The organism is Myxococcus sp. XM-1-1-1, assembly GCF_020037095.1.
In the GTDB taxonomy this organism is placed as follows: domain Bacteria; phylum Myxococcota; class Myxococcia; order Myxococcales; family Myxococcaceae; genus Myxococcus; species Myxococcus fulvus.
The window spans coordinates 607,074-624,010 of sequence record NZ_JAIQDH010000003.1; the positions used below are offsets into that span (position 1 = coordinate 607,074).

14 protein-coding genes are annotated in these 16,937 nt (G+C 70.3%); 9 read left to right on the forward strand and 5 right to left on the reverse strand.

Translation table 11 applies throughout. From position 1 onward, the window contains the following. Positions 1-1,743: a DNA polymerase/3'-5' exonuclease PolX gene (polX, locus tag K8640_RS10245; protein WP_223746867.1), complete on the reverse strand. Its 1,743-nt coding sequence runs from the start codon at positions 1,741-1,743 to the stop codon at positions 1-3. A gap of 78 nt (positions 1,744-1,821) precedes the next feature. Between polX and K8640_RS10250 the strand changes: the two genes are divergently transcribed. From K8640_RS10250 to K8640_RS10275, 7 genes are all read left to right on the forward strand, one after another. Then, complete coding sequence (locus K8640_RS10250; protein WP_141329915.1) at positions 1,822-2,139, forward strand: Rieske 2Fe-2S domain-containing protein; 318 nt, start codon at positions 1,822-1,824, stop codon at positions 2,137-2,139. A 144-nt stretch (positions 2,140-2,283) separates the two neighbouring features. After that, complete coding sequence (locus tag K8640_RS42840) at positions 2,284-2,712, forward strand: hypothetical protein (protein ID WP_305070646.1); 429 nt, start codon at positions 2,284-2,286, stop codon at positions 2,710-2,712. Continuing rightward, positions 2,688-3,155, forward strand: coding sequence for a molybdenum cofactor biosynthesis protein B (locus K8640_RS10255; RefSeq protein WP_223746923.1), 468 nt, complete (start codon positions 2,688-2,690; stop codon positions 3,153-3,155). Before K8640_RS42840 ends, K8640_RS10255 begins: the two co-directional genes overlap by 25 nt. Before the next feature lie 177 nt (positions 3,156-3,332). Next, positions 3,333-5,363, forward strand: coding sequence for a M20/M25/M40 family metallo-hydrolase (locus tag K8640_RS10260; RefSeq protein ID WP_223746868.1), 2,031 nt, complete (start codon positions 3,333-3,335; stop codon positions 5,361-5,363). Positions 5,364-5,493: 130 nt separating this feature from the next. Further along, entirely contained in the window at positions 5,494-6,474 is a 981-nt protein-coding gene (locus K8640_RS10265; protein ID WP_223746869.1) for a TIGR02757 family protein, read from the forward strand. Between the two features lie 94 nt (positions 6,475-6,568). Continuing rightward, positions 6,569-8,461, forward strand: a complete 1,893-nt coding sequence (locus K8640_RS10270) for a hybrid sensor histidine kinase/response regulator (protein WP_223746870.1) — start codon at positions 6,569-6,571, stop codon at positions 8,459-8,461. Beyond that, positions 8,458-9,612, forward strand: a complete 1,155-nt coding sequence (locus tag K8640_RS10275; RefSeq protein ID WP_223746871.1) for a hypothetical protein — start codon at positions 8,458-8,460, stop codon at positions 9,610-9,612. Before K8640_RS10270 ends, K8640_RS10275 begins: the two co-directional genes overlap by 4 nt. A 9-nt stretch (positions 9,613-9,621) precedes the next feature. Here the strand turns inward: K8640_RS10275 and K8640_RS10280 are convergent, their stop codons facing one another. After that, positions 9,622-11,109 (reverse strand): NAD(P)/FAD-dependent oxidoreductase, encoded by a 1,488-nt coding sequence (locus K8640_RS10280; protein ID WP_223746872.1) that lies wholly within the window; start codon positions 11,107-11,109, stop codon positions 9,622-9,624. Positions 11,110-11,329: 220 nt separating this feature from the next. On the opposite strand from K8640_RS10280, the gene K8640_RS10285 reads away from it, so the two are divergent. Further along, complete coding sequence (locus K8640_RS10285; RefSeq protein ID WP_223746873.1) at positions 11,330-12,448, forward strand: tetratricopeptide repeat protein; 1,119 nt, start codon at positions 11,330-11,332, stop codon at positions 12,446-12,448. A 15-nt stretch (positions 12,449-12,463) separates the two neighbouring features. Here the strand turns inward: K8640_RS10285 and K8640_RS10290 are convergent, their stop codons facing one another. The 3 genes from K8640_RS10290 to K8640_RS10300 form a co-directional block, all read right to left on the reverse strand. Beyond that, the gene (locus tag K8640_RS10290; protein WP_223746874.1) at positions 12,464-13,219 is read right to left on the reverse strand and encodes an energy transducer TonB; all 756 of its coding nucleotides are present in this window, start codon (positions 13,217-13,219) and stop codon (positions 12,464-12,466) included. Positions 13,220-13,385: 166 nt separating this feature from the next. Further along, on the reverse strand, positions 13,386-14,102 hold the full coding sequence (locus K8640_RS10295; RefSeq protein WP_223746875.1) for a response regulator transcription factor: 717 nt from the start codon (positions 14,100-14,102) through the stop codon (positions 13,386-13,388). After that, positions 14,099-15,928, reverse strand: a complete 1,830-nt coding sequence (locus K8640_RS10300; protein ID WP_223746876.1) for a HAMP domain-containing sensor histidine kinase — start codon at positions 15,926-15,928, stop codon at positions 14,099-14,101. The genes K8640_RS10295 and K8640_RS10300 overlap by 4 nt, the downstream gene beginning before the upstream one ends. Before the next feature lie 230 nt (positions 15,929-16,158). Between K8640_RS10300 and K8640_RS10305 the strand changes: the two genes are divergently transcribed. Continuing rightward, on the forward strand, positions 16,159-16,899 hold the full coding sequence (locus K8640_RS10305; protein ID WP_223746877.1) for a pyridoxal-phosphate dependent enzyme: 741 nt from the start codon (positions 16,159-16,161) through the stop codon (positions 16,897-16,899). Positions 16,900-16,937 lie beyond the last annotated feature (38 nt).

Genomic DNA, 16,937 nt, shown 5'->3' on the forward strand with positions numbered 1-16,937 from the left:
TCACCGCCCGGCGCGCAGCGCGGTGAGGAAGCGCTCGGCGCTCTGGGTGTTGAGCACGTCCTGCTTGCGGGCCCAGCCCCGCCGGGCGGTGGCGACCCCGAAGGCCAGGTTGGCCAGGTCCTCGCGGCGGTGTGCGTCGCAGCTCACCACCAGCTTCACGCCCAACTGCACCGCCTTGCGGACATACTCGGCCTTGATGTCCAGCCGCGCGGGCTTGCCGTTGATCTCCACCGCGACGCCGCGCCGGGCGGCGTGCTCGAGCACCTCGTCCATGCGCAGGGGATAGGGCTCGCGGCTCTGGAGCAGCCGGCCGGTGGGGTGCCCGAGGATGTGCAGGTGCGGGTTGTCCAGCGCGGTGAGGACCCGCTTCGTCATCTGGTCCTCGTCCATGGAGTGGCGCACGTGGATGGAGGCGATGACCACCTCCAGCTTCTCGAGTACCTTGTCGTCGTAGTCGAGCGCGCCGGACTCGAGGATGTCCACCTCGATGCCCTTGAGCAGGCGCATGCCGGGGACGGCGGCGTTGACGCGGTCGATCTCCTCCCACTGGCGCTCGAGCGCCTCCACCTTGAGGCCGCCCGCGTAGATGGCCGCCTCGCTGTGCTCGGTGATCGTGAGGTACTTCAGCCCCAGGGCCTTGGCGGCGAGCGCCATCTCCTCGAGCGTGTTGCGGCCGTCGGACCAGGTGGAGTGGGCGTGCACGGCGCCCTGCAGGTCCTCCATCGTCACCAGGTCGGTGGGCAGCTTGCCCGCGCGCGCGGCCTCCACCTCGCCGTTGTCCTCGCGCAGCTCCGGCGGGACGAACTGCATGTCGAGCAGCGCGTAGAGCGCGGCCTCGTCCGCGACGGGCAGCTTGGTGCCGTCGTCGCGGTGCACGCCCCACTCGGAGATCTTCATGCCGCGCTCGTGGCCCAGGTTGCGCAGGCGGATGTGGTGGGCCTTGGAGCCGGTGAAGTGGTGCAGGGCGGTGGCGAAGTCCTCGTCGGGGAGCACGCGCAGGTCCACCTGGAGGTCGCCGGCCTCCATGCGAACGGAGCACTTGCTGTCGCCCTTGCCAATCACGGTGGCCACGCCGGGGGAGGTGGCGAGCGCGTCCAGCACGGGGCCGGGGTCCGCGGCGGAGGCGATGATGTCCACGTCCGCCACCGTCTCGGCGCGGCGGCGCACGCTGCCGCCCAGGCTGGCGCGGATGACCCCGGGGGAGGCGCGTACGCGCTCCAGCAGGCCCTCGGCGATGGGGAGCACGTCGCCCAGCAGCTTCCGCTCGCCGCGGGCGCGGCGATACAGGGTGATGCCCTCGAGGATCTTCGCCTGGCTCTTCTCTCCGAAGCCCTTGAGCTGCTTCACGCGCCCCTCGCGGCAGGCCTGCTCCAGCGCCTCGACGCCGCCGATGCCCAGCTCCTTCCAGAGGGTGGCGACCTTGCGCGGGCCGATGTCCGGCAGCTTCATCAGCTCCAGGAGTCCCGGAGGGAACTTCGCCCGCAGCTCCTCGAAGTAGGTCATCCGTCCGGTGGTCACCAGCTCGGTGATCTTCTCGGCGAGCGCGGGGCCGATGCCCGGCAGGCTCTCCAGGCGGCCCTCGGCGACGAGGGTGCCCAGCTCCTGGGTGAGGCCGAGGATGCGGTCGGCCCCCATGTCGTAGGCACGGGAGCGGAAGCCGTTCTCGCCCTGGAGCTGGAGCAGCAGGGAGATGTCCCGGAGGACCTGGGCAACGGTGGCTTTGTCGACGATGGGCGGGGTCACGTCAGAGGTCACCTGGAAGAAGGTAATGCCCGGGGAACGGGGGTGCAGCTTGCTTCTCGTTGTGGGAAAAGGGCGGCGATGACGAAGATCAAGCTCGGACCGGCGGACTTCGCCGAGAGGGAAATGCGCGGCTACGAAGTCGGCAAGCGCAATGTCTGCATCGCGAAGATTCACGGCCGTTACAAGGGCCTTGATGACTGGTGCAACCACGCGGGCTGTCTGCTGTCGGGCGGACGCATCGAGGACAACATGGTCGTCTGCCCGTGCCATGAGGTCGGCTTCGACATGGACACGGGGAGGAACGAGACCTCGCCCGGGGTCTGTGACGACCAGCCGACAGTGAGCGTCGAGGTCCAGGACGGCGCCCTCGTCGTCGAGCTTCCCGACAACACCTGACGTGCCTCCGGCACCGGAGTCTCCTCCTCATGGCACACGACGACCATGACCACGGCGGCGCGCCGCCCTCGCATCGGCACGAGCACCACCACGAACATCCCCACACCCATGAGGATGGCGTGGTGCATTCCCACGAACACGCGCATGAGCACGAGCACGCGCATGACCACCGACACGGTCATGACGCCGCGCACGCGCATGACCACGGGCACTCGCATGAGCACGGCCACGGTCATGACCACGAACACCGCCACGGCCACGAGCATGAGCACGCTCATGACCACGGCCACGAGCATGGGCACGCTCATGCCCACGGCCACGGCCACGGCCACGGCCACGGTCATGACCACGAACACCGCCACGGCCACGAGCATGAGCACGCTCATGACCACGGCCACGGCCACGAGCATGGGCACGCTCATGCCCACGGCCACGGCCACGAGCACGGCCACGGCCACGGCCACGAGGATGGGCACGCTCATGCCCACGGCCACGGACACGAGCACGGTGCGGCAAGCGTCTCGCACGAGCACAAGTCGCGTGCGCCGGTGCACGTCAGCACCTTCGTGGTGACGTGCTCCGACAGCCGCGATGCCTCACGTGACGCGAGCGGCAGGGTGCTGCGCGAGGGCCTCGAGTCCGCGGGCCACGGCGTCGCCGGCTACGTCGTCGTGAAGGACGACCCGGAGGCCATCCGGCAGGCGGTGGCGGAGGCCCAGTCGGTGGGCGCCCGGGCCATCCTCTTCACCGGGGGCACCGGCATCGGTCGGCGCGACACCACGGTGGAGACGCTGCGAGGTCTGTTCGAGAAGGAGCTCCCCGGCTTCGGTGAGCTGTTCCGCATGCTCTCGTACAAGCAGATTGGCAGCCCGGCCATGATGTCGCGCGCGACCGCCGGCACGTATCAGGGAATGATGATCTTCGCCCTGCCGGGCTCGCCGCAGGCCGTACGGCTCGCGCTGGAGGCGCTCATCCTCCCCGAACTGGGCCACGCCGTTCGGGAGCTGACCCGGTAACGAACGCGCGGTTTTTTCATCGCGCGAGAGTTATTGCGGCTTTCCCTTATTGCCAGGGGCTTGAGGATTGACCCACGGGAAATGTTTACGCAGAGTATACGGAATTCGCTGCTCTGTCGCGAATAGGTCCCGTTGGTCGTCCCTTCAAAGTTGACCCTCCCGGAGAGGAGGAGCCCCATGCATATGAAACGACTGGGTTCGTTGGCGTTGATGCTTGGCTGTGTCTCGGCGTACGCGAAGGCGCCGGAGCGCGAGGTGTGGATCACCCTCGGCGCGGATGCCGTCACGGAGGTGAACGCCGCGTTCATCGTGGCCGGAGAGCGGGTTCCGGCGCTCGCGGGGCGCCAGGGCGACGTCGTCGCGATGAAGCTGCCCGAGTCGCGCATCGACCTCGTCTCCGAGGTGATGCACGAGAAGCTCAAGCGCTGTGGCGGCTTCCTCTACCACGAGACGGAGGCGGACGCGCTCGCGGAGCTGGCCATCGAAGGTGCGCCCGCGCTGGCCCCCTCGCTGGCGGTGACGTACTCGCTGGACAAGGCCCCGGTGGTCAACACGCTCATCGGCGGCATGGCCGCGACGAACATCCACGCCAACATCGAGCACCTCTCGACGCAGTTCCCCACGCGTTACTACACGTCCACCCATGGCGTGGCCGCCGCCACGTGGGTGCGGGACCTGTGGGCGGGCTATGCCGGAGCGCGCGCGCAGACCGGCGGCGACGTCACCGTGGAGCTCTTCACCCACGCGTTGTGGGCTCAGCCGTCCGTCATCCTGACCATCCAGGGCACGCAGCAGGTGCCGGCGGGAGACGAGGAGATCGTCGTCCTGGGTGGCCACCTGGACTCCACCAACCTGTCGGGCTCCGCGGCTCCCGGCGCGGATGACAACGCGTCCGGCATCTCGACGTTGTCCGAGGTCATCCGCGTGGCCATGGCCTCCAACTACCAGCCGCTGCGCACGGTGAAGTTCATGGCCTACGCCGCCGAGGAGGTGGGCCTGCGCGGCTCCAAGGAGATCGCCGACAAGGCCAAGAACGAGGGCGACAAGGTCGTCGGCGTCCTCCAGCTCGACATGACGAACTACAAGGGCTCCGTGGCCGACGTCGTGCTGATGACGGACTTCACCAACGCGGCGCAGAACGCGTTCATCGGCAACCTCATCTCCACCTACGTCGGCGTGCCGCAGGCCACCTCTTCCTGTGGCTACGGCTGCTCGGACCACGCGTCCTGGAACGCGGCGGGCTTCGCGGCCTCCATCCCGTTCGAGGCGATGATGGGGCAGCACAACAGCACCATCCACACCGCGAACGACACCCTCGCGGTGAGCGGCAACAACGCGAACCACGCGCTCAAGTTCGCCAAGGTCGCGGGCGCGTACATGGTCGAGCTCGCCAAGGGCACCGCCACGCTGTCCGACCCCGTGGCGCCCACCGTGTCGCTCACCGCCCCGTCGGCGGGCACCACCGTGTCCGGCACCGTCACCGCCAGCGCCAACGCGCAGGACAACCAGGGCATCAGCCGCGTGGAGTTCCTGGTGGACGGCGCCGTCGTCGGCACCGCGACCACGTCCCCGTACTCCATCGCGTGGAACACCGCCGTCATCGCCAATGGCAGCCACGCCGTCGTCGCCCGGGCCTATGACCTCATCGGCAACACCACCGACAGCGCCCCCGTCACGGTGACCACCAGCAACTCCTCCGGCAACGCCATCTACGACCCGGTGCTGCGCGTCCCGCGCTGCGCCAACGTGTCCAACGTGTGTGACTCCACGACGCTGCTCGTCGGCCGCGCGAGCCTGGGGCCCGAGGCGAACGGCCCCAACACCGTCAACAACTCGTGCGCCGACGGCATCAACGGCACCTTCCACTTCGATGAGTCGAACGACCGCATCAAGGTGTCCACCGTGAGCGGCAACCCCTTCGCCGCCGGTGAGACGGTGCTCATCGAGGCCACCGTGTGGGCCCTGGCCGCGCGCCCGGACAAGCTGGACCTGTACCACGCGCCCGACGCCAGCAATCCGGTGTGGACGAAGATCACCACGCTGGCGCCTCCGGCGGGCGGTCAGCACACGCTGTCGGCCACCTTCACGCTGCCGGCCGGCGCCAACCAGGTCGTGCGCGCGCGCTTCCGCAAGCAGGGCAGCGCCACGCCGTGCTACGCGGGCGCCTACGACGACCACGACGACATCGTGTTCGCCGTCAGCCCGTAGCCGTGTCGTAGGATGCCCTCCCGTGCCTCCTCCTGATTCGCTGGAGGAGGCGCGGGACTCCCGGGCCCCATGTGGGCCCGGGAAGCGTGGGCGGCGGGCCGCCGTTCCAGGAACATTTGGGAGCCCCGACGTGACACGCCGCTCGAAGACGCACCCTGGCCTGAGCCCTCGGGCAGTGCAGCACCTGCGCCCCCGGCTCGACGCCGTGCTGGCCTCCACGGATGCCCGCGCCCGCATCGGGTTCGACCCGGTGGAGTTCCCCCACCGCTACCAGGACGCCCGCGACATCGAGGTCTCCGCGCTGCTCGCCGCCTGTCTGGCCTACGGGCGCGCGGACCTGTTCCGTCCCAAGGTGGACTCGCTCCTGAAGCGGATGGGCCCGTCGCCCGCGGACTTCGTGCGGAAGCTGGACGTCGCGGGCGCCAAGGCCCTGCTGACGGGCTTCGTGTACCGCTTCAACGTGGGCACTGATTTGGCGGTGCTGCTGCTCGGCATGGGCCAGGCGCTGCGGGAGCACGGCAGCCTGGAGTCGCTGTTCGTGAGGGGACTTGCGGCCGAGGGCTCGCTGCACGGCGGCTTGAGCGCCTTCACCACCGCGCTGCGCCGCCTCCCCATGGAGCCCCTGCGCGAGGCGATGGGACCCGAGCGGGGGCTTCACCACCTGTTGCCCTCGCCGCTGGGGCCGGGCGCGGCCAAGCGGTTGAACCTTTTCCTGCGGTGGATGGTGCGCGGACCGGACACGGTGGACTTCGGCATCTGGAAGCGTGTGCCCGCGTCGGCGCTGCTGATTCCGTTGGACACGCACATCGGCCGCATCGCCGGACACCTGGGCCTGACGCGTCGCACGGACCTGACGTGGCGGACGGCGGAGGAGGTGACGGCGTCGCTGCGGGCGTTGGATGCGGCCGACCCCGTCCGCTACGACTTCGCGCTCTGCCACTATGGAATGAGTGGCGCGTGTCCGGCCCGGCCGCTCCCGGAGAACTGCGAGCGGTGCCCGCTGCTGCCTGCCTGCCATGTCGGGCCGGACGTGGTGGCGGGGGCGACCCGACGGGTCCCCAGTGCCTCGCGGCTCAAGGGCCGCGCAATGTCCGGAAGGGAACGTCGTTGATTCCTGCATGAGGGAACGCTGCAATCCGGCCGGGTGTCTGCGTGTGAATTCCACGGGGACATCAGGGCCTGCCCGGGCCGAGGAGCGTGATGCGGTGCTCGCGACACTGGTGTCGGTGCCTGCGGCGGTGGTGGAAGCGGTGGAGCGCGGCCTGCGCGCGTCGGGGGCGAGCCCGTCCTGCCATGTGTTGAGCGTGACGGGGGCCGATGTCATCGCCGCTCCGGTGGAGGAGGGGCTGCTGGTGGCGTGGGATGCGGGAGGGCCGCTGGACGCCCTGCTCGAGGACGTGCGCCGCCTGCATGCGCTGCGCGTGGTGGCCCGCACGCACCTGGTGGTGCTCACCTCGCGGGACGATGCGCAGACCGAGGCGCTGGCGGAGGCGGGCGCCGACGAGTGCGTGGCCTCGGTGGGCCCGGGCTGGGGCGCGCGGGTGGTGGCGCTGCGTCGACGGCTGGCCTCGGACACGGAGGCGCATGATGTCCGGGCCCTGCGCCGCGCCAACACGTTCCTGCGCAGCGCGCTGGACGCGGTGCCGGAGCCGCTCTTCGTCAAGGACCGGCAGCACCGCTGGGTGGCGGTCAACCAGGCCTTCTGCCGCGTCATGGGACATCCGGCGGAGGCGCTGCTGGGGCGCTCCGACCACGAGTTCGTCGCCGCGCACGAGGCGGACAGCTTCTGGCGCAACGACGAGCGGGTCTTCCTCACGGGGGGCCCCGACGAGAGCGAGGAGACGCTCACCGACAGGACGGGGCTGGCCCGCGTCCTGATGACGAAGAAGGCCGGGTTCGACGGCGCCGGGGAGGCCTTCCTCGTCTGCATCATCCGGGACATCACCGACCAGAAGCGCCTGGAGTCGCAGCTGCTGCTCGCCGAGCGGATGGCGTCGGTGGGCACGCTGGCCGCAGGCGTGGCGCACGAAATCAACAACCCGCTGGCCTATGTCAGCTCCAATCTCGCGTACGTGAGGGATCTGCTCGCGCTGCCGGAGCTGTCCGCCGAGCAACTGCCGGAGCTGCGAGAGGTGGTGGCGGAGGCGCTCGACGGCGCGGGCCGCGTCTGCGCCATCGTCCGGGACCTGCGCACCTTCGCCCGAGGCGACGAGGAGCGACACGGACCGGTGGACGTTGTGCGGGCGGTGGAGGGCGCGCTGCGGCTGGTGCGCAACGAGCTGACGCACCGCGCGCGCATGGTGTGCACCCTGGAGCGCGTGCCGCCCGTGCACGGCAACGAGGTGCGGTTGGGGCAGGTGGTGCTCAACCTGCTGGTCAACGCGCTCCAGTCGTTGCCCGAGCGGCCGGCCGAGGAGAACCGCGTGCGCGTCAGCCTGCGCACCGGGCGCGCGGGCCAGGTGGAGCTGGAGGTCAGCGACAACGGGCATGGCATGGCGCCGGAGGTGCAACGCCGCATCTTCGACCCGTTCTTCACCACGCGGCCGGTGGGGGAGGGCACGGGGCTGGGGTTGTCCATCTGCCTCACGCTGGTGCAGGCGATGGGCGGGCGCATCGAGGTGAGCAGCGCGCAGGGGTGGGGGAGCACCTTCCGCGTGGTGCTGCCCGCGCTCGCGGTGGGCACCGTCGCCGCGCCGGAGTCCCCGGTGCTGGGCAACGTGGTGCCGCTGGCCATGCGCAAGAGGCTGCTGCTCATCGACGACGAGCCGTCCGTGGGCAACTCGGTGAGCCGGCTGGTGCGGGATGTGTACGAGGTGCACGCGGTGCAGGACGCGCGCGAGGCGCTGAGACGGTTGTCCACCGGCGAGCGATTCGATGCCATCCTGTGTGACCTGATGATGCCGGGCATGAGCGGAATGGACTTCGTGGTGGAGCTGGAGCGGCTGGCGCCGGAGCTGGTGCTGCGCACCGGGCTGATGACGGGTGGGGCCTTCACCGCGCAGGCGCGGGAGTTCGTGGGGCGCCACTCGCGAGGGCTCTTGGAGAAGCCCTTCGAGCGCGAGCGCCTGTGCACCTTCGTGGAGCACCTGTTCCCATGAAGCGCAAGACCTGGCGGTGGGTGGGCATCGGCCTGGTGGCGATGCTCGGGGCCCTGGTGTTCGTGGGCGCCGACTGGCTTCGTGGGTTGTCCTTCGTGGTGCGCGCCGCCGGGATGCAGGGTCCGGTGCCGGAGGCCGTGGCGGGGTTTCGCAACGCTTCGTTCGAGAAGAGCGAGCTGCGGGTCCCCACCCGGCATGGCGAGGTCCGCGCGCGGCTGTATCGCCCGCGCGAGGTGCGAGGGCGCACGGTGGTGCTGACCTCGGGCGTGCACGCGGATGGCATCGACGAGCCGCGCCTGGTGAAGCTGGCGGAGGACCTGGCCCGGGGCGGGCAGATGGTGCTCTCGCCCGAGCCGCCGGACCTGCTGCGCTACGAAATCACCCCGCGTCTCCCGGACATCATCGAGGACGCGGCCCTGTGGGTGAGCGGCCGCGAGGACCTGGCGCCGGGCGGGAAGGTGGACCTGTTCGGCATCAGCTTCTCGGGCGGGCTCTCCGTGGTCGCAGCGGGACGGCCCGTGCTCCGGGACAAGGTGGCCTCCACGCTCTCGTTCGGAGGTCATGGTGACCTACCCCGGGTGCTGACCTTCCTGTGCAGCGGTCAGCTCCCCGATGGCTCGCACCTGACGCCGCATGACTATGGCGTGGTCATCATCCTCCTCAACGTGGCGGACCGGTTGGTGCCTCCCGAGCAGGTGGAGCCGCTGCGCGAGGGCATCCGCACGTTCCTGCGGGCCTCGCACCAGACGCAGACGGACCGCAAGCTGGCGGAGGAGACGTTCGCGCACGCACGGGTGCTGGAGACACGGATGCCCGAGCCCGCGTCGAAGTTGATGGGCTATGTGAATCTTCGGAACGTGGCGGCGCTGGGGCCGTTGTTGCTGCCGCTGGTGCGCGAGTTCGCCGCGGACCCGTCGATGTCTCCGGCCCGCTCACCCGCGCCGGCCTCGCCCGTCTATCTGCTGCATGGCGCGGGCGACACGGTGATTCCGTCCATGGAGTCGGTGCTGCTGGCCCAGGCGCTGCGGCCGTACACGGAGGTCCATCAGCTCTCCACGCCGCTCATCAGCCACGCGGAGGTGGACAAGAAGGCGGGCGCGGCGGACATGGTGCGGATGGTCGGCTTCTGGGCGAGCCTGCTGGACGAGTGAGGGGGCGGCTCAGCTCTCGCGCGCGACGCTCGCCGCCGTGCGCACGCCGCCCACCGCTGTGGCCAGGGTGCTCTGTCCGGGGAACGCCGAGTCGCCCACCAGCCAGAGGCCCTTCATGACACGCAGCGGGCCCAGCTGTCGGTAGTGGCTCAGGCCCGCGCGACGGGGGACGCCGCCCACCGCACCGGACTCCCGCTGGGTGAAGCGTTGGAAGGTGCGCGGGGAGGCCGGGAGGACCTTGGTGACGTGGGGCATCCACTCGGGCGTGAGCTGCTCCAGCGACTCGCGCATGCGTGCCTGGATGTCCGCGATGTAGCGCCCCTGCTCCTCGGTGGACATCGCCCCCAGCTTGCGCAGGGGCACATGCGTGGACGTCGTCACCGTGCGATGTCCCTCGGGTGCACGGCCCGTGTCCTCCTCGCCGCTGATGGACATGAAGACGTGGTTGCCCTCGATGAACGGAGCCTGCTCGTCACGCACGAGCTCCAGGTGGCTCGCCTCGCGTGACACCGCGTCGGGCGCCTTGATGACGAGATAGAGCATCGCCGCGCCCCAGCCCTCGGCGACACGCTCCGACAACACACGCATCGAGCCGACGCGCTCGGGTGACAGGCCCGCGAGGCGCATCAGTCCTCCCGGCAGCAGATTGGCCACCACGTGTCGGGCCCGGAGCACGCCTCGACGGGTATCGACCTGCCAGTGTCCTGGCTGACGGGACAGGCCTTTCACGCGGTTCGCCAGCATCAGCGTTCCACCGCGGGCCTCCATCGCTCGGGCCAGGGCCCACGCGAGCTGTCCGATGCCGCCCCGGACGTGGCCCGTGCCTCGCCAGTAGTAGTCCATCGCCGCGAGCGCGAACGGTGTCTCCGCTTCCGCGGCCGAGCACTGCACGGTGATCTGACAGAGGGCATCCAGGTAGGTCCGCAGCGGAGTGAAGCGCGAGAGGCCGAGGTGCTCCAGCACCGCTCCGAGCGGACGCCCGAGCCACCGCGCCAGCGGGGCATAACGATGGAGCCGCGCGGCGTGACGGAAGAGCGCGCGAAGGTCGAAGGGTGGCAGCAGGTCCGGGTCATCGAACAGGGCCCAGAGCGTGCCGGCCACCTGGGACTGGAGGTCGAACAGGCGACGAATCGCGGGTGCGGGCGCTTCCGGCAGGGCGCACAGGGACTCGATGAAGCGGGCCCGGTCTCGTGTCACCGGCAACCGCAGCCCGGGCGTGCGCAGCTCCACCACGGGGTCCAGCCAGTCCACCGTCACGTCAAGCGCGTGCTCGCGAATCCAGCGACCGAAGAGCTGATGGGGTTCGAAGCCGGAGAACAACGTCGCGCCCGACTCGAACGCGAAGCCGCCGCGACGAAACGTGCTGGCGCAGCCCCCGGGATAGCTGAGCGACTCGCACAGCGCCACGCGCGCACCTCGCCGGCTCAGCTCCAGCGCCGTGGCGAGCCCTCCGAACCCCGCGCCCACCACCACCACGTCGTAATCCAAGTCCGACATCTCCAGGTCGAGTCCAGGGGCGGACCTCCTAACGGGTCCACGCCAGGGGGGCGACTCTTTCGTCACAAGGGTGGGGCTCCTGACACTGGTGTGCGCCTCGACTCGCCCGGGCCGAGCCGTGGAATCCGTGCGGAGAAATCGTTTCGATTCGAGGCCGGAGCCAGGAGGCTGGCGCGGGGAGGGCGTAGACTGTTGTCGACTGCTCACTGAAAGGGCTCCCGTGCACCCCCTCCTCGCCGTCCTCTGCCTCGTGCTCGTGGCCGGTTGCGCCTCCGCCCCCAGGAGCAACCCGGAGCCCCAGGCCGCCGCCGCACCGGAGCCCTCGAAGCGGCCTCCGTTCCTCAATCCCGCCGAAATCATCAAGCGCATCGAGGACTCGCCGGTGACGTATCGCATCGACGGGAAGGACTCACCGCCGGGTGGCTGGGCGGACCAGCTCTGGCCGCAGCGCGTGCAGGCGCTCGAGGCGCCCCGGGTGGTGGAACAGCAGGGCGAGCGCGTCATCGTCGAGTGGCCCGAGAGCCCCGAGGCGCGAGCGCTGCTCGACGAGGCGGAGCCGCACTTCCAGGCCAAGCGCTATGAGGAGGCGGGGAAGCTGTACGAGAAGGCCACGAGCGTGTGCCCGCAGTGCTATTTCGCGTGGAACTTCCGCGGTGACGCGGCGTACTTCGCGGGCGACTCGGCCACGGCGCTGGGGCACTACCAGCAGGCCACGCGCCTCAACCCGAATGACCACCGCTCGTGGTTCTTCCTGGGCAACGCGCTCGCGCGGCTCGGACGCTTCGAGGAGGCCCTGGAGTCGTGGGCGTGGTGCCTGGTGCTCAACCCTCGCTACCCTGTCATCCGCCAGTTCTTCCGCGCCAACGCGGGCCTGGGGCTGGTGGTGCGCGAGGACGTCATCGTCCCTCGTGGCTACGCGGAGCGGGACGGCGAGGAGATCTCCATCCAGTTCGACCCCGACCACGACCCGGCGTGGTTCGCCTTCGCCAACTGCAAGGCGCTGTGGCTGGGAGAGCCGTCACACCGCCAGGAGATGACAGGCACCACAAAGGAGCACTTCACGTCGCTGGAGGAGATGGAGTGCCTGGGCTCGGCGCTGCTCGTCCACGAGAACCAGAAGAAGAAGGGCGAGACGGAGCGCTCGGACCCCACGCTGGAGCGGCTGTCCCGCATCACCGAGGAGGGCCTGTTGATGCAGGCCGTGCTCTTCGAGGTGGGGGCCCGGGTGCACCCCCAGGTCGTGCTCACCCTCGATGACGACATGCGCCAGCGCCTCAAGACCTACGTGCTCAAGCACGTGCTGGTGCCGGCGTCATCGGTGGGCAACTACGACCTGTGAGGCCCCGTCGCGTGACTAGCGCGGCAGCTTGAAGCGGAGCGTGAACACGTAGGAGACGCTCACGGCCTTGCCCTGGAACTTCACGGGGCTGTAGCGCCGGGTGTGCAGCGCCTCCGTGACGTGCTCATCCATGTGCGCCATGCCCTTGATGATGCGGCAGTCGCGCACGTCGCCCTCGCGGGTGATGACGCACTTGGCGATGACCGTGCCTTCCACGCGCGCCATGCGGGCCTGCTCCGTGTAGTCGAGCGGCTGGCCACCCATGAGCACCGGCGGCGTCATGCCTCCGCCGAACGGGATGACGTCCTCACCGGTGCCCTCGCCGACTCCGCCCGGAGGCAAGCCGGGGACGAAGGGCAACCCGATGACCGTGCTGTTCGGGTCTCCCTCCGGATGACCGCCCGGGACGCCCGTGGGCTCGGTGTCACCCGTGTCCGGCGCGTTCGCCACCGGCTCCGGCTCCACGTCGACGGGCTTGGGGTCCACCGGCATCGGGTTGATCTGCGTGGGGAAGGTGTCGCGCTTGGGCTTGCGCGTCTTGGGCGGCGGGGCCTGCGTCTTGGGCTGCGCCGGCGCCGCGTAGCCCTTGGCCACCTGCGGACGCGCCGTGAGCTTTATGACGGGTTCTTTCTCCGGCTCGGGCGGCACTTCGGTGGGCCGCGCGGAGATGACCAGGACCGCGCCGAAGAGCGCCGCGTGCACGGCGACGGACCACCACATCCCAGCACCCAGACGCCCAGCTCGCTGCCGCTCGATGACAGACTTGAACATGGAAGGCCTCCTCCCCGATGGGCGCTCCCGGAGGTCCACCACGCCATGCGGCGTCTCTCCGGCGTGGGCGTCTTGGCTTCGGAGCGCCCCGTCCACGCAGGATTCAAACTACGAAGTCCCGGGTGGGCGATGGCGAAGGGCCGTCCATCTGTTGGTCATGGTTGCGTCATGGTGACGAGACCTCCATCCGGTACCCCACACCGCGCAGCGTGTGGATGCTGAAACCGGAGGCGCTCGTCCACCCGAGCTTCTTCTTCAGACTGGAGACGAAGTTGTCCACCGTGCGCGGGTCCACCACCACGTCACGGCCCCACACCGCGTCCAGGATTTCTCCCCGGGGCAACGCGCGCTCGCGGTGGCGCAGGAGGTAGGCGAGCAGGTCGAACTCCGTGCGCGTCAGCTCCACGCCCGTGCCATCCGGCTTCGTCACCGTGCGGCGTCCCAGGTCCAGCGAGTACCCGCCGAACGTCGTCACCTGCGCCGGGGCCGTGCCCGCACGGCGCACCAGCGCGCCCACCCGCGCGAGCAGCTCCCTCAACCGGTAGGGCTTGGTGAGGTAGTCCTGTGCCCCCGCCTCGAACCCGCGGACGATGTCGTCCTCGAGCGAGCGCGCGGTGAGCATCATCACCAGGCTCTTCACCCCTTGCGCCCGCAGGCGCCGGCAGAAGCTGTAGCCGTCCTCGCCCGGGAGCATGACGTCCAGGATGAGCAGGTCGAACTCGCGCTCGCGCAGGAGCGGCTCCGCGTCTCGCGCGCTCGGCGCCTCGGAGACGACGTAGCCCTCGTCCAGCAGGTTGTCCCGCAGGCCCACGCGCAGGTGCGCGTCGTCCTCGACGATGAGGATGGTGGGACGGGTGGTGGAGGGTGTGGAGGTGGTGGTCATCGACGCGGCTCGTGAAAGGTCAGCGCGAACGTGGTGCCCTCGGGCGTGGACGAGGCCACCTGGATGTCGCCGTGGTGCAGCTTCATGATTTTGCGGCAGAGCGCCAGTCCCAGGCCGCTACCGTGGACATCCTGTCCGGGAGGCGTCAACCGATAGAAGTCCTGGAAGACGTTCTCCCATTCATAATCCGGGATGCCCACGCCGTTGTCGCGGAAGAGCACCGTGCAGCCGTGGCCTTCAATCACCCGGGCGCTCACCGACAGGCGCACCGGCGTGCGTTGGTTGTACGCACACGCGTTGCGGCCCAGGTTGGAGAAGAGCAGTCGCAGGAGCGTGGGGTCCGCCTCCAGCTCCGCGTCGTTCAGGTCCGTGGTCAGCTCCACCGGCGTGGAGGTGGCCGCGGCCAGGTCATCGCGCAGCGGGTTGACCAGCTCCTCCAGCCGCACCCGTGAGGGGCGCAGCGTCCAGCGCCCCTTGTCGATGCGGTTGAACGACAGGATGTTCTCCACCAGGAAGTGCAACCCGTCCGCGGCCTGGACGATGCGCGTCGGGTAGTCGCGCACCTCGGGCGCGTGCGCCAGCCTGCGCTCCAGCGTCTCACCCATCAGCCGGATGGAGGCCAGGGGCGTGCGCAACTCGTGCGACACGGTGGCGACGAAGTCGCTCTTGAGCTCGAGGAAGCGGTACTTGCGCTGCTGAGACACGACGGCGAGCGCGACGATGGCCGCGGCCAGCACGCCGCACACCGCCACCAGCAGCGTCTTCAGGCCGTAGCGGGCCTCGATGTCCACCTCCGCGCGGGACCACTCGGGCAGGTCCACGCGCACGGGCAGCTCGCGGACCGGAATCGCCGGGCGGTCGCCCACCAGCCGCACCTGACCGCCGTTGCCGAACAGGCCGCGCGCCCGCATGTCCTCGGCGATGGGGACCAACTGCGCGGCGATGTCCACCGCGATGCCGTAGACGACCTCGCCCCGGGGCTCCACGTACCACTGCTGGCCCAGCAGCGTGGGCTCCACCAACTGCTCGGGCATCACCAGCGCGCCCGCGCCCGTCTCTCTCGAGCGCTCCAGGAAGTCCCCCATGGGCTCGCCCAGGGCGCTGCTCAACAGGAGGATGCGCGCCTGTAGGAAGTCGAAGTCCGCCTGCGTGAAGCGCGAGCGCTCGCGCAGCAGGTCCCGCTGCAGCCCCGCGCCTCGGCCGATGCCGCCGAACTCCTCCGGCAGCCCCTCGCGAAGCAGCGAGCGCACCAGCGGCGTGGAGCGGGCCCCCTGCTGCAGGTGCTCCACCGCCAGCAGCAGGAAGGGCAGCTCCTGGTCCGCGGGCAGTGCGTGGTTGGCGTGGTAGCGCAAGAGCTCCTCCACCATCGCCGTGGCTCGCGCGGGGCTGCCCTCCCGGAGCGCGGACTCGGCCGCGCGCAGCCGGGCCAGGCGCGCCTCCCACGAGCCGGGCGTGGCGCCGTCCCGCAGCTGGTCCGCGAGCGTCTCGTACAGCGCGCGCGCGGGCATGTCGTGGCCGGGCAGGGGACGGGTGAGGCGGGGGAGGAACTGGTGGCCGCGGAACTGGAGGTAGAAGCCCTCGCCCGGCGCGAGCGGGTTGTCCACGGCGGCGTGGATGGCGGAGACCTGCTCCTCCAACTGCCGCGCGAGCACCTGGCGCAGCGACTCCGTGGCGGCGTGCGCCAGCGCGTCCCGGCGCGAGCGCACCTGCGCGTGCGCGTCCTCACGCTCGCGCGTGAAGATGCGCTGGAGGCTCACCAGCCCCCAACCGAGGGCGAGGAGCCCACAGCCCAGGGCCACGAGGGTGGGGAGGAGCCGGCGCAGCATGCGTTTTCGCTGCGGGCCACTATCGCACAGCCCCCGGCTTCGGGAGCGCTTTCACATCACCCCCGGGGACGGGGCCAGTGTCCCTGGCGGGCGGACGGCCGGGCTCGCGGTCCACGGGATGACAGCCGCCAGGGGAGGGGACTGGCCGACAATGCAAGAGGGTGCCGAGCTTGCGTCGTGGGCCCGAGGAGTCCACGCGGGGCCCTCACTGAATGGAGGGAGGTCCGCCCATGTACTTTCCCCTGTCACGGCTGTCCCCCGAAGGGCCGGTGGTGCTGTGGGGGGGAGAGCTTCCCTCCGGTGGTCTGAAGTACCTCACCTTCTCCCGCTACCTGGAGACGGTGCCGGAGGGTGCGTGTGGACTCGTGGAGCTGTCCGGCTCCTCGTCCTCGCTCGCGCTCGACGCGCTGGGCCGCGAGCGGGGGCTGCCCGTGCTCGCGCTCACCGACACGGCCGGCGCCGCGTACCTGAGGGACCAGGGCTTCGGCGGCGAGGTGCGCACCGTGCGCCGGCTGTCCGAGGCCTGGGAGGTGGCCCTGGGCTACGAGCGTCAGGGGTGGTGCTGGCCCCGCCAGCTCTCCAATGGCGCCCTCGTGGGGTGCGTGGAGGGCTGGGCGGGCGAGCTGCGCGACTTCGTCCGGGACGCCTTCCCCTCCGTGCGCCGCGTGGTGTGCGGCTTCGGCACCGGCGCCACGCTGGTGGGCCTGCACCGCGCCTTCACACCCCAGGGCTATGAGGTGGTGGGCCTCCAGCCCGCGAAGGGCTCGTCGCTGCCGGGCTGGCGCCGGTGGCAGGAGCAGAACCTGGGCAAGGAGGACCTGTTCCATCCCCACCGCGAGGAGGTGGTGCTGGAGACGGCCGCCCCCAAGCACTCCGACAGCCTCGCCGCGCTTCTGACGTATGCTCGCGCGGAGACGCACCCGGAGGAGATGCTCGTCATCGGCCACAACGCCCGGCCCCCCTTCGGGTGACGCCGCGCGCCCGGATTCGCGTCTGGGAATAATCCTAG

Bases quoted from the DNA above. Each gene is read 5' to 3' on its own strand.
- K8640_RS10250 (WP_141329915.1), top strand. From the start codon at position 1,822: ATGACGAAGATCAAGCTCGGACCGGCGGACTTCGCCGAGAGGGAAATG.
- K8640_RS42840 (WP_305070646.1), top strand. From the start codon at position 2,284: ATGAGCACGAGCACGCGCATGACCACCGACACGGTCATGACGCCGCGC.
- K8640_RS10260 (WP_223746868.1), top strand. From the start codon at position 3,333: ATGCATATGAAACGACTGGGTTCGTTGGCGTTGATGCTTGGCTGTGTC.
- K8640_RS10275 (WP_223746871.1), top strand. From the start codon at position 8,458: ATGAAGCGCAAGACCTGGCGGTGGGTGGGCATCGGCCTGGTGGCGATG.
- K8640_RS10280 (WP_223746872.1), bottom strand. From the start codon at position 11,109: ATGTCGGACTTGGATTACGACGTGGTGGTGGTGGGCGCGGGGTTCGGA.
- K8640_RS10290 (WP_223746874.1), bottom strand. From the start codon at position 13,219: ATGTTCAAGTCTGTCATCGAGCGGCAGCGAGCTGGGCGTCTGGGTGCT.
- K8640_RS10295 (WP_223746875.1), bottom strand. From the start codon at position 14,102: ATGACCACCACCTCCACACCCTCCACCACCCGTCCCACCATCCTCATC.
- K8640_RS10300 (WP_223746876.1), bottom strand. From the start codon at position 15,928: ATGCTGCGCCGGCTCCTCCCCACCCTCGTGGCCCTGGGCTGTGGGCTC.
- K8640_RS10305 (WP_223746877.1), top strand. From the start codon at position 16,159: ATGTACTTTCCCCTGTCACGGCTGTCCCCCGAAGGGCCGGTGGTGCTG.